The organism is Halalkalibacter suaedae (genome assembly GCF_017939705.1).
GTDB lineage: Bacteria > Bacillota > Bacilli > Bacillales > Bacillaceae_D > Halalkalibacter > Halalkalibacter suaedae.
The window spans coordinates 39391-50403 of record NZ_JAGKSQ010000002.1 but is presented as its reverse complement, the minus strand read 5'-3'; the positions used below and the strand labels follow the sequence as shown (position 1 = coordinate 50403).

Here is an 11013-nt window from a genome sequence, read left to right as displayed (position 1 = left end):
TCATCAACCTCCCTTCTGTTGCTGTTGGAGCTTCTTCAAACGCTCGAAATCCCATTGGTAAACCTTTTCTTTAGGCTTCGATTTATCCATTGGTTTGATAGCTTGAACGAAGTCTTTTCGAGCTTGTTTGAGTTGAGGTGGCTCTTTCTCCTGTGGACGTTGCGAGTATATTTGTGTTAGATACTGCATCCATATCAAATATCTTTCTTTCTCAGCTTGGTTCTCTTCCTTGGTTAAAGCCATATCCATGTATTTCAAAGCTTCTACTGCTTTTAACTGGATAACCTCATTTCTCCCCCCAAGAATAGAAGAAAGTTTAAAGATGAATGCCTCTTTTATGCTGGTGCGATCGCTGAACTCTTCCTCTTTCCGAAATTCATGAACGCCATTTTTGTACGAGTTGCGACTAAAGACTTTTTTATGCGATTTACCAACCGTTCCAGATCATTCTCTTCAATTACAGCTTCATAGATATCTAGAACGACGAATAACTTTTGCTTTTTTAATACCTGCAAAGAAATCCCGCTTAAAATGGATAAAAGCTTAATGGCCTTATCTGGCATATGAACCAGTAAAGGTTCAAATGAGTTGATTAAATTAGATAGAAATTTCTTATCAACAAAGTCCAATCCCTCAGTTTCTTTTTTCTTTTCTTCTGTGCTAGTAGGGTCTTCTGGATCAACTTGGTCTTCTTGAAACAAGCTAGAGAACAAATCTTTTAGTGCTGGGTCTTCTTGTAATCCCTTTAAAATCTCGTTAATAACCTTCATCATTTCTTGGAACTGTCCAAGATCTATATCTTCAATTTCGTGTGAAATACTTTTAATAATGCTTTCCTTTTCGTCCTTTATTTTCAAATTAATTGTTGTGCCCATTCATTTCCTCCTCAAATAAAAAAGGAGAGCTGTATGCCCTCCTCAATCAATGTATTTATTAAGCTACATTCGGATCGGTTCCACCAATGTAGTAGAAGTTTCCTGGTTTAGAAGCATCCATTCCATCTCTCGGATACATAGACATTGTAATTTCTATATTGCCTTGTTCGTTTGCAAACGAACGGGTAAAATCACCATCAGAAGCCATTTTATAGATTACGATATCAGCCGACGTCTCTGTACCCATAACTCGGGGATGAATAGTTACTTTTTTCCCCCTTGTCCGCATAGACGTCCCCATTTTACCATCCATTAACCCCGTAACATCACCAGAAACCGAATCCGTAATCGCTTCAGCTGAACTTAATGCAAGCTGTAGTATATTTACCTTGTCCTCAGCAGCAACAATTGTAAGTGTGCCCTCATGCCCTGTAATACGACGGTCATAAACGGTTTCACCAAAATCGGCTATATTAATATCTTGAAAAATTGGGGTGAGTGTTAGCTCTCCTCCGTCTGCCTGAAAATCTGTTTTACCATCAAACTTAATAGCGTCTGCACCTTCACCGACTGTAATATCAGCTAATCCAAACGGAATCTGTAAATCCATATTTTATTCTCCTTCCCAATACTGTAATTGGACATTGAAATTGATTGAATACTCCATGATGTCATTTTCGACACCTATTCGTAACGGCAATGTTGTGGCTGTAACCAGCAGAATACGATACTTGGTTGCTCTAATAACCGTACCAAGTTCATCTTTTTCCTCCACCATTACAATCATGTTAGAACGCAGATGAAAATGCTTGTAAACTTGCAACGCTGCATCTCTAGATCGTTTGAAGTCGCTCGATCTGATGTAAACCATATAATCAGGCCTTAAAACCCCTGATTCGTAAGATGGTGGCGTACCACCTTCTGAATAAACCGTTCCAGTGTTGTCCTGCGAGCTGTAAAAGTCTTCTGACCATTCCAGCTGCGGGAGTAACTCGGATAATTCGTTTTTAAGGTACTGTTGGATCATTTCTTATCACCATACGTCCTTTTCAGAATTCGTGTATTCATCTTGTCGAAGTCCTTCTCAGTTGCTTTTATAGCATTTTCTAAATACTTACGACCTGGTTTATATCCACGCCAACTAGGTTTGGCGTGGGTCCCTCGTCCCCTACCACCGACATAGTAGTTTGGAAACTTAGCACCATTGTCATATTTATCATGAACACCCATTCGATAGGGAGCTTCGTGACGCTTCAATGCGTACTTAAGATTAGATCCGCCCTGAACAATGACCTCATCCCCAGTAACCTCGGCTTTATTAAAGTGAATGGAATCTTCTAAATCACCTTGATCATGATGAACTAGAGACTTAGCACCTTCTTCCACCAGTAATCCGTATTGGGTATATTCTTCAACAAGAATCTCCCGAAAACGACTCTCCATTTTGGCGAACTCTTCGTCTAATTCTTCGAGCCCTTCCCACTCAATATTAAAAAACAAGTCCTTACCCAACGTGGACCGTCCTAAAGTACACTTTCGATCCCGAAAGATTGGTTGATTCGCTTACAGAGATGACCTTTCCCTCTGTTTCTATCCCGAATGAATCCGTATACGAGATGAATGAGTCATAACCAACTTGAACATCTGGCGGAAGGTCGACTTCAAGCTTTGACTCGTAGCGTTGTCCATCTTTGCCCTGTACAAGTTTGGTAGAGCGTTGAACTCGAGCACGCTGATTAGAGTCTTTCAATATAGGGCGAGAAAACTCATTCTTTACAATAGTTCCACCCTGTATCACAGGACTCTTAAGAGTAACGTTTTGCTTCATAGGGGGTTTCATATAAGCCTCCCTAATGGACTCGTGCTTGATCGCACGATTTTAAAGACTTCAGGTGAAATCATGCCTCCTTCAAAGGAAACCGATACCCCTTTGGTCGAGAAGGATTTAACTCCTTGGCGTTTATACTTAGAGAATTCTTCATCATCACCCTCAAGCATAAACAGAACCTGTATCGCAATAGCTCGATCACTTAACCGAGACATTTTGAAGTTGTCTAATAGTAACTCTGTGGCACTAAAGATGATCTTCTCCTTGTTCTCCTGACTAAGTGCCGTGTAAAGCTCATTGCCATGTAATTTATCGAGGTAACTATTTACGGATATGAAATCCATGCTACATCACCCAACCTTATTGTTGGTTTTCAAGATAGAAGGCGACACGCTTATCCTCGTTTGAAAGTTCGTTTAGATCTCCACCGAGGTCAGAGATGATTTGCTTTTGCTCGTCAGCTGTTAGCTTTTTAAATTCAGCTTCCTTGTCCAATCCCTTCTTTTCAGCATTACTAGGTTGTTGTGTGCCTTCAGCTCCAACAGGCTCAACTTTTTCTCCAAGCCGTTTAGCTTGAGCTTCTGTCAGCTCAATTTCGTTTCCAGGTTGAACAATGTTTCCTTTATGAGTTAAATAAGATTTTGCAATAAACTTTGGCATGTGTGTGCCCTCCTCTTAATTTTTAAAGTAAAAAGGCAGAACCGTAAAGGTTCTACCTATCAAACACTCAAGATAACAATAGATTTTGGTCGCTTAAGTGCAGGAAATACAGTTTCACCTACAAAGACAGATTGACCTGGTGGATTGGATTCTTTGATCTCTGGAACAACATAGATACCAGACTCATAGTTTTTCTCCACTGTAGGTCCAAGGTACGTATTACCAAGATCAGCACCTAAAAAGACTACCTTGTTATCTTCAAGCAGCTGAACTTCGCCTTGTCCATACACATCTACAACATCGTTATTGATTGCGTACGGTGGTAATCCTAATGCAACAAATACATTTGCAAGGTCAGCCTTTGTAAGCAAACGCTTATCAGTCGGATTACCGTATACTTGTCCCTTAATCTGCTCGTTTTGTAGAAGGTGAGCTTCAGTCGTGCTTGTTAAATGCATGACAACCGGCTTTCTACGTTTATTTTGCTCTTGGTATTGCTTTACAGCCGTTTGGATATCGGTTAAAGGTGTCGAAGTCGAATCAGACCAAGGAACAGTTACAGTCAGTTTGTTCTCTGCCGGAATGCCGAAATCAACATTAATTTGAATATCGTTTTCTGTATCCTCGTATTGAAGAACACCGCTGTATAAGGCTTGAGCTCGTAGGTATTCTTCAATGTCGTAAACCCCAGCAATAAGGTCATCTGTTTCCTGGTATACGTAATCGACAGCCATATCCTTTTCTTCGTCGTCACGCGGACGGTTGAAACGAAGAAGTTGCTCTTCATCTAAACGGAAGCCATGTTGAACCTTTGCAACTGATCCGAAATGCTTTTCAAGGCTCTTTGTATCACGTAAAGGAGCTGAAGCATTAAAGCCTGTGATTGACGCTGCTTGTGCATACTTACCGTTAACAACATTGTAAGCAAAGTTGATATCCTTCGTTGGTTGATTTGGTAAGAAAGCACGTAATACGTACTCTTTTGAAAGAGGTACGTTCTCTACATACCCCTGAAATTCTTCGCCTTGAAATTCATCTAAATGCAACATATATAGTCATCCTCCTAATAATCGTAATTAAATATCGAAAACAATACGGCCTTTTGTTGCCGTTTTGAACGCTGTGTTCACACCTGTGCACTTTGATTCAACAGGATGCCCAGCTGCTAACACACCCACAACTGGATTTTGTCCTTCAACGATCTTCACATCATTCATCGTCAAACCCGCTCCTTTTGCAGTATCAGGAGTTGGTGTTGCTCCATCTACCAACCAGCGACGATACAGACCCGTAGCATCGTCCTTATACACTGCAGTACCGGCTTTTACATATTCACCTGTAGTAAAATCGGTTGCCAACAATGTCGCACCCCCGGTTTTTACTTGCATGCCCTGTGCGTTACGCATAAACTCTTTCTGACCAACTATCGTTTCTTTACGTGGTTGCAAGTTCATTATTTATCCTCCTTCTTATGTCGCTTAGCTGCACGTTCTGCACCTAATGAACGACGATCTGCTTTCTTTGTTTTATCGTTGTTCTTCTGACGCGAACCCGGCTTGTAGGTGCCCGCTTTCTTCTTACGCTTCGGTTCCTCGTCTTCATCTTCGTCATCATCGTCTGTTTGGCCAAAGTACTCAGGAAAATCTTCTTCGATTTCTTCGAACAAGTCTTCTAAGTTTTCTGGTTCACCATCCTCAGACATTTCAATGTCATCGACATTAATTAAACGAGCTAACAACCTTGGATTATGACCGTTTTCGACTGCAAACTCTTTGACCATTGCAGTCTTTTCTCTTCGTTCCGCACGAAGGAGGCGTTTTTCTTTTTCGGTTAGCTTAGATTTAAGTTTTTCAAGATCGTCATCTTGATCCTCATCTTTGTTACCGGGCTTTTTCTCTGCCTGTTCTTTGAGTCGGCGATACTCCACTGGATCAACGCCTTCAAACTTTTTAAGTCGCTGTCCCATGTGTTCCTTTAATTTAGCGTTATATTGCTTTTTGAACTTCCGATCTTTCAGCAATTCATCCAAATCCGGTTCGGTCGGATCGCCACCTTCTGGATCATCGTCATCATCGTCCAGATCGTCTTCGTCATCCGGTTCCGCAAAATATTGTAGATTCATTTTGAGTCGATGCGAATCCTTTTCCTTGAGCGGGTTCTTTTTTTTAAACCTCTGAATGAAACTTACAACCAAAACCGTTAACCATAAGTCAAGTCTATACATTTAAATTCTCCTTTCCTCTGCTTAGGTGCAGGTACCTTGCTCATGCAGTTTAACGCCACCGGCATGGTTATGGGCAAAATAAAAACACCCTATTGGGTGCCGTTGTTGCGGACGTCTCGCATCGTCCTTCGATATTGTGATTGAAGCTCTTGAAAACGAATGGTATTCTGTCGTTTCATTCTCCTAAAAGCTCCAACTGTCTTAGGGGCCTCATCACCTAGAGCCATTTGATAGCGTGCATACATCTTCTTTTCTGCATTGGCTTTTCTACGAATGGCTTGCTCTTTGTCATATGCCTTTCGTTGTGCCTTTGAACGCACGTCTTTAGCTGGGTTGAAACCTTTCCAACGCCCTTTTGCTTTCTCGACTTCTCCTTCTTGCTTATAACGAATAATAAACGGGCGTACTGAATGCTCACAGTTTGGATGCCACGGGGGTAATGATACTCCAGAATCATTAACGGATAAAAAACCCTCATGTTCTCCCGTAAGACTAATGACCATACCTTGTAATTGGGCACAAACGTGGCAAGTTGGCTGATGCTCATTGATTTGAACCAGGTAGACGTCATTTTCTTTATAGCGATTCACGGCTCCGTTAACATTCGCTTGTTTCATTTTTGTTCTAGTAAGGGTGCTCGCATAAAAATCCAAGGGTAAATTTTTACCATCGGTCGTCCTAAAAGCTGTAAATCCTCTTTGAAAAAAATTTTTAATTACTCTTTTCGTTACCCCTTTGTTGTTGTCGCCAACAAATAATCCTTTAGCAACTTCTGTTCTAAACTCTTGAATTGTTTCTTCAATGGTTTCTTTTGAACTCCGTTTGGTCCTGTTGATAGCAGCTCTTAAATCAAGAAGAGAGTCACGAATCAATTCTTGCACCGCATCCATGTGATAGCTCGAACTAAAACCTTGGGCAATTTGGCCATTAGCATTCAAAGCTAATGTTGCAGGTATTGATAATCCGGCATCTCTCAGCAGTGAAGTCCCTTTATCAACTCCTCCGAAATATGCTTTTAACAACTCTTCAGGAAAGACTTCCTCCACCGCAACACCCAACTGATCCAGCGAAAATAAGATGCTCTCAATTAACTTCTCAGTCTCTTTATCATCCAACCAGTTGTTATGGATGCCTATTTGATTAGCGATATTTTGTAAAACAGTAGAGAAATAAGTGATCAACTGATTACTATTCATCTACCTCATCCTCTATTGGATTGCCCGAAGGATCCCTATTGTCGGTGAAATTGGAGAGGTTACCTCCGCTAAATGGTAACGAGTTATTATTAGCTCTTTCCGCACGCTCTTCCTCTAGGCGTTCCAACTCTTCATTAATCCACTCTTCAGATGCACTAGGATTATTTCTCCTTACTGTTGTTTCTAACGATTGAACCTCTCCACCATGAGCAATTACATTTTCCTCGATCATTTCCTTACGTGAAATAGGTATCATCGACCTTAGTGAAACGTCTGGTTCTTCGATAATGACTGAATCGTCATCCTTATTAGCAAGCCACAGACAGTTTTCGAACAGTTGTTTAAGGAAGTAGATATACTCCCCTTGGATCTGTTCTGCTTTAACAATGGATATAAAGAGATCATAGAACTTCGCCACACCTGATTGAGCATTAGAACTCCCTGTTCCATCCAGATAGAAATCGACTGCCTTTTCAGAGGTTTTCGTAAGCATAAACATCATTTTCATGAGATCTCGGACCCATTGGATATCTCCAATTTTGGTAATATCAATCTGAATGACTTCCATTGCCTTACCGTTATCATCATACGTAGTGATCTCAAGGTCACGGTGGTCAATCTTACTAGAATCTCCGTACCGTTCTTCCGCTCGGTCTTGTAAAGCAGCAAAAATCTCTTTGGAAACGGCAATACGTGGCTTCCCGTTACGCTCAAATGTGATTGCATTTCGAGTTAAGGTCCAGTTGATTTCATCTTGTAAAGCCTCCTGGTTACTTAAACACGACTTGCCTAGCGGTTTTGCGAATGTCTTTTCGTTTGGCCAGTAGACGATAAAAGGTCTTGAACGCCCTTCGTATAGCGTTTCAGTTTCATCGATTCCCAGTAACTCCGCTGATTCCTCTTCTTCCACTATCAATAAGTCATCATTTTCCTTTATCTCATACAGAAAGTGTTTAACTTTAAGATCTCCGCTATCCACCCGCTCCCGATAAACATGAAGATACTTTTTATCGTCGAAAGTGCGTTCAAAAGCAAGGTCAGCACCTAAGTCATCCTCGTGAGGAAAATATACATCTCGCTGCTTAAACTCAATCCTTAGTCCTAATTCATCATTCCACGGAACTCCGACAAGACCACCGTCAACTTGCTGTTGAACGATGTTCGTCCAGTGCTCCAATTTCAGTTTCGAGTTCTTCTCGATCTGTTCAACCAATTCTTTTTGGAGATTTAGGATAACCCCGTTTGTCGTTTCGTCATCAGTACCTTCTATAATCTCATCTGTTTCTTTGTTAGCCTCTTTATTCTGTTCTGGCGTTGAGTTGATTGATGATGTTACAGAACCTATAGAACGGGCTACGAGCATAGCTGGTATCTCTGGAATCAACTTTGAAATGTTCGCTATGAGATATGGAGTCCGTACGTTTTGAGCCCTTTGGTTTCCTTGAATAATGGAATCAATGATTTCACCTTTATCTATTAACGATTTTGCTCTTTCAAAGAGGTTAGAATGATCTCCTTCATACAAATCACGATAGAAATAGACTTGGCCATGAATCTTTTTAATTTCCTCTCGGTTCCATTTCGTCCACTTGATTGTCATGTTCGTTCACCTCCTTCACATACTCCCAAATTGCTGGGTTTCTTGATACATAGCCGATCATCCTATCTGTGTCATGTTGTATGCATTCCTGGAATTCATGCCTCAGCAACCACCTATACGCCCTGCATCTTTTCTGATCCTCAAAGGCTACAAATATCTCTTCGTTCATATTCAATGCACTTCTAAATTCGAGGATATGATAAAGGGCTCGAATCATACCGGTTAAACTGCCATCACCGGTTGATCGAGCCCTTTTGTTTTTTTTGAACCACAAATTCGCACTTCGTCTTTGGGGATTATCCAAAATAACTAACGTTACTTGCCACTCGAAAGAAACATTTTCGTTGTTACTACGATACCTAGTAAAATAGAGATGCATATATTGTCCGTTTGGAAGTAACTCACGAAATCGATATTGCCCCTTTCTTTTGGGTACGAGATCCATCGACTAGCTCCTTTCTCTACCAGCCAGAAGTTCCGCTTATTCCTCCTCTTGGTGCGAAAATAATTGTGTTAACAAAATATCTATCCGAATCTAGTTGGTGATCATTTTGTTTTACTGGTTTATCCTCGCCTTTGTCAGCTGCTTTTTTATCCCAAACGTAAGAAGAAAATTCACGAAAAGTCTCTTTACAACAATCGTTATACAAAATTATCATCCGATTAAGTGCGTTGGCAACATTGCTAATCCCATCCGACACATCATTCTTGGCATCAATTACATTAAAGCGATCTTGTTTTAGCTGTGCCTTTAAACTGCCAGCAGAGGGATCCACGATAACGCCTTTGACTCGAATATGACCTACAAAAGCTTGGAGATCGTTACTGTACTCGACGTCAGTCTTTTGTTTCCCTTGTTTACGACCATCATAGTGATATTCTTTCGTTTTGTACCAGGTATGTTTGTGTTTTCCCCATAATCCAAATGCCGTAGGGTTCTGTGTTCCATGGTCAATAGCTACATAATACTCCGTGTAAGGTCGCTCTATGGTTGGCTTTATATGAACATCCTTATCAAACATGTCGTAAATAATGCCTTCAGCAAGTACCCATAGACCAAGAATATACCTCTGGTAGAAAACACCTGAGTACATACGCTTATAACGTGCCTTAATCCGTTCAGAAAGTGACAAGTTGTCATCCATCGTGAAATGGAGATGAACGTAGTTTTTTTCTTTTAATTTATCGATGTACTCAAGCTTAAACCAGTGGAATGGTCCAGCGGGATTACAGTTATACCAGAGTTTTGAACCATCAACAGAACATCGAGCTGTAGCCTGGTTTACAAATGATTCAGGCATCAGAGCAGCTTCATCGAAAAACATGCCGGCAAGTGTGATCCCTTGGATCAAATCCTGGGACGATTCATCCTTACCACCAAAAATATAAAAATAATTGGTGATACCATTCTTTGTGATCGACACCATATTATCAGCACGGTGGTCCTTCACTCGATAACCACGAGCTTTGAGCATCCTCTTTAATGGAGTAAGCACATTACGACGAAATGAACCAATCGTTTTTCCGGCCATACCTAGATTCTCTTGATCAAACGTCTCCATCGCCCACATTACGAACGATAGTGACATGACTACCGTTTTACCTGCCCGAACGGAACCATCACAGATGATGCCATCCTTATCCTTATGGGGAGATTGTTTGTTCCACCATGTAAGGACTTTAATCTGTTTCTTAGAAAACGGTTTAAACTTAAAGGGAGCTGGCTTACGTTTCTTCTTTTTCATCAGCCCACACCTCTTTTGTCTTGCCATCTAACGCTTCTAGAAAACCATCGTCTTCGTACTCTTCCTCGTCTCCACCATGTTTGGCTTTAACGATTGCCAATTGCTCTGATTGAATTTTCATATCATGCTGCATCTTTTCTAATTGAGCACGACGCATGTCATCCTGACCGCTAAAGACAAGAAAATCTTTAATCAAAGACCGAAGTTCCCCCATCGCCCTTGACTGAGCATTTAAAAATGTAGCATGTTTGTCCCATGCAAATTGGAGTTCGTACTCAATTTCTTCTGGTTCTCTCTGCTCAGTCTCCGGATCATATGCAAGACCCTTCATCTTCTTAATTTCACGAGTAGTATCATCTTGGTTTTTAACGAACATCAATTTCTGAGCTCTGGCTATTGCAGTATATTTAATGACGATGTTTTCCCAAATCATATCAACTGGTGACTTCTGCTGAATTGCCTCGACAATTTGCATGGTCTCTTCATCTTCAGGGAAAATGGTACGAAAAAATCCATGGGTCACAGCATTGGAATTCCCTTTTGGGGCTGATCCTCCGTTATTACCTACGGCATTTTTATTATGTTTTGGGGCTCCTTTCTTCTTATGTTGATTAGTAACGTTACCATTATCAATAGTAACGTTACCTTTTAATTGAGCATCCCATTCATCTTGATTCTTCCACTTTCGAACTTGGGAAGGAGAGCAACCAAGCTCAGCTGCTATATCCTTCAACTTAGCGGTACCCTTACTCTCTTCCCATATTTTAAAAGCTCTATCACGGTTAGGACTTCTCGCTCTAGCCATGCTACATCATCACCCACCTCCAGCGTTCCTATAGTTGTGTTTGTTTTGGAGAAAATAAAAAAAGACTACCAATAATTGAT

General features: G+C 40.9%; 16 protein-coding genes. All 16 read right to left on the bottom strand.

Annotation, left to right across the window (positions count from 1 at the left end; genetic code table 11):
* Positions 1–3 precede the first annotated feature (3 nt).
* Positions 4–258: a hypothetical protein gene (locus tag J7W16_RS04295; protein WP_210595993.1), complete on the bottom strand. Its 255-nt coding sequence runs from the start codon at positions 256–258 to the stop codon at positions 4–6.
* Between the two features lie 77 nt (positions 259–335).
* Positions 336–875, bottom strand: coding sequence for a hypothetical protein (locus J7W16_RS04290; protein WP_210595992.1), 540 nt, complete (start codon positions 873–875; stop codon positions 336–338).
* Positions 876–933: 58 nt separating this feature from the next.
* Positions 934–1485, bottom strand: coding sequence for a hypothetical protein (locus tag J7W16_RS04285; protein ID WP_210595991.1), 552 nt, complete (start codon positions 1483–1485; stop codon positions 934–936).
* A 3-nt stretch (positions 1486–1488) separates the two neighbouring features.
* Positions 1489–1902, bottom strand: a complete 414-nt coding sequence (locus tag J7W16_RS04280; RefSeq protein WP_210595990.1) for a hypothetical protein — start codon at positions 1900–1902, stop codon at positions 1489–1491.
* Positions 1899–2387, bottom strand: a complete 489-nt coding sequence (locus tag J7W16_RS04275; protein ID WP_210595989.1) for an HK97 gp10 family phage protein — start codon at positions 2385–2387, stop codon at positions 1899–1901. The genes J7W16_RS04280 and J7W16_RS04275 overlap by 4 nt, the downstream gene beginning before the upstream one ends.
* Positions 2380–2715, bottom strand: coding sequence for a hypothetical protein (locus J7W16_RS04270; protein WP_210595988.1), 336 nt, complete (start codon positions 2713–2715; stop codon positions 2380–2382). Before J7W16_RS04270 ends, J7W16_RS04275 begins: the two co-directional genes overlap by 8 nt.
* Positions 2712–3047 carry a hypothetical protein gene (locus J7W16_RS04265; RefSeq protein ID WP_210595987.1) on the bottom strand — a complete coding sequence of 112 codons (336 nt, stop codon included), beginning with the start codon at positions 3045–3047 and terminating at the stop codon, positions 2712–2714. The genes J7W16_RS04270 and J7W16_RS04265 overlap by 4 nt, the downstream gene beginning before the upstream one ends.
* Before the next feature lie 16 nt (positions 3048–3063).
* Complete coding sequence (locus J7W16_RS04260; RefSeq protein ID WP_210595986.1) at positions 3064–3363, bottom strand: DUF7210 family protein; 300 nt, start codon at positions 3361–3363, stop codon at positions 3064–3066.
* Positions 3364–3422: 59 nt separating this feature from the next.
* Complete coding sequence (locus J7W16_RS04255) at positions 3423–4412, bottom strand: major capsid protein (protein WP_210595985.1); 990 nt, start codon at positions 4410–4412, stop codon at positions 3423–3425.
* 27 nt (positions 4413–4439) lie between these two features.
* Positions 4440–4817, bottom strand: a complete 378-nt coding sequence (locus J7W16_RS04250) for a hypothetical protein (RefSeq protein WP_210595984.1) — start codon at positions 4815–4817, stop codon at positions 4440–4442.
* Positions 4817–5587, bottom strand: a complete 771-nt coding sequence (locus J7W16_RS04245) for a hypothetical protein (protein WP_210595983.1) — start codon at positions 5585–5587, stop codon at positions 4817–4819. The genes J7W16_RS04250 and J7W16_RS04245 overlap by 1 nt, the downstream gene beginning before the upstream one ends.
* Before the next feature lie 89 nt (positions 5588–5676).
* Positions 5677–6783 (bottom strand): phage minor capsid protein, encoded by a 1107-nt coding sequence (locus tag J7W16_RS04240; RefSeq protein ID WP_210595982.1) that lies wholly within the window; start codon positions 6781–6783, stop codon positions 5677–5679.
* On the bottom strand, positions 6776–8383 hold the full coding sequence (locus J7W16_RS04235) for a hypothetical protein (protein ID WP_210595981.1): 1608 nt from the start codon (positions 8381–8383) through the stop codon (positions 6776–6778). Before J7W16_RS04235 ends, J7W16_RS04240 begins: the two co-directional genes overlap by 8 nt.
* Entirely contained in the window at positions 8343–8828 is a 486-nt protein-coding gene (locus tag J7W16_RS04230) for a hypothetical protein (protein ID WP_210595980.1), read from the bottom strand. Before J7W16_RS04230 ends, J7W16_RS04235 begins: the two co-directional genes overlap by 41 nt.
* Before the next feature lie 16 nt (positions 8829–8844).
* On the bottom strand, positions 8845–10128 hold the full coding sequence (locus J7W16_RS04225) for a PBSX family phage terminase large subunit (RefSeq protein WP_210595979.1): 1284 nt from the start codon (positions 10126–10128) through the stop codon (positions 8845–8847).
* Positions 10109–10933, bottom strand: coding sequence for a phage terminase small subunit (gene terS, locus J7W16_RS04220; RefSeq protein ID WP_210595978.1), 825 nt, complete (start codon positions 10931–10933; stop codon positions 10109–10111). Before terS ends, J7W16_RS04225 begins: the two co-directional genes overlap by 20 nt.
* Positions 10934–11013 lie beyond the last annotated feature (80 nt).

What these genes read in the sequence shown, in the direction of transcription:
- J7W16_RS04290 (WP_210595992.1), bottom strand. Translation starts at nt 875, where the DNA reads ATGGGCACAACAATTAATTTGAAAATAAAGGACGAAAAGGAAAGCATT.
- J7W16_RS04285 (WP_210595991.1), bottom strand. Translation starts at nt 1,485, where the DNA reads ATGGATTTACAGATTCCGTTTGGATTAGCTGATATTACAGTCGGTGAA.
- J7W16_RS04280 (WP_210595990.1), bottom strand. Translation starts at nt 1,902, where the DNA reads ATGATCCAACAGTACCTTAAAAACGAATTATCCGAGTTACTCCCGCAG.
- J7W16_RS04270 (WP_210595988.1), bottom strand. Translation starts at nt 2,715, where the DNA reads ATGAAACCCCCTATGAAGCAAAACGTTACTCTTAAGAGTCCTGTGATA.
- J7W16_RS04265 (WP_210595987.1), bottom strand. Translation starts at nt 3,047, where the DNA reads ATGGATTTCATATCCGTAAATAGTTACCTCGATAAATTACATGGCAAT.
- J7W16_RS04260 (WP_210595986.1), bottom strand. Translation starts at nt 3,363, where the DNA reads ATGCCAAAGTTTATTGCAAAATCTTATTTAACTCATAAAGGAAACATT.
- J7W16_RS04255 (WP_210595985.1), bottom strand. Translation starts at nt 4,412, where the DNA reads ATGTTGCATTTAGATGAATTTCAAGGCGAAGAATTTCAGGGGTATGTA.
- J7W16_RS04250 (WP_210595984.1), bottom strand. Translation starts at nt 4,817, where the DNA reads ATGAACTTGCAACCACGTAAAGAAACGATAGTTGGTCAGAAAGAGTTT.
- J7W16_RS04245 (WP_210595983.1), bottom strand. Translation starts at nt 5,587, where the DNA reads ATGTATAGACTTGACTTATGGTTAACGGTTTTGGTTGTAAGTTTCATT.
- J7W16_RS04240 (WP_210595982.1), bottom strand. Translation starts at nt 6,783, where the DNA reads ATGAATAGTAATCAGTTGATCACTTATTTCTCTACTGTTTTACAAAAT.
- J7W16_RS04235 (WP_210595981.1), bottom strand. Translation starts at nt 8,383, where the DNA reads ATGACAATCAAGTGGACGAAATGGAACCGAGAGGAAATTAAAAAGATT.
- J7W16_RS04230 (WP_210595980.1), bottom strand. Translation starts at nt 8,828, where the DNA reads ATGGATCTCGTACCCAAAAGAAAGGGGCAATATCGATTTCGTGAGTTA.
- J7W16_RS04225 (WP_210595979.1), bottom strand. Translation starts at nt 10,128, where the DNA reads ATGAAAAAGAAGAAACGTAAGCCAGCTCCCTTTAAGTTTAAACCGTTT.
- terS (WP_210595978.1), bottom strand. Translation starts at nt 10,933, where the DNA reads ATGGCTAGAGCGAGAAGTCCTAACCGTGATAGAGCTTTTAAAATATGG.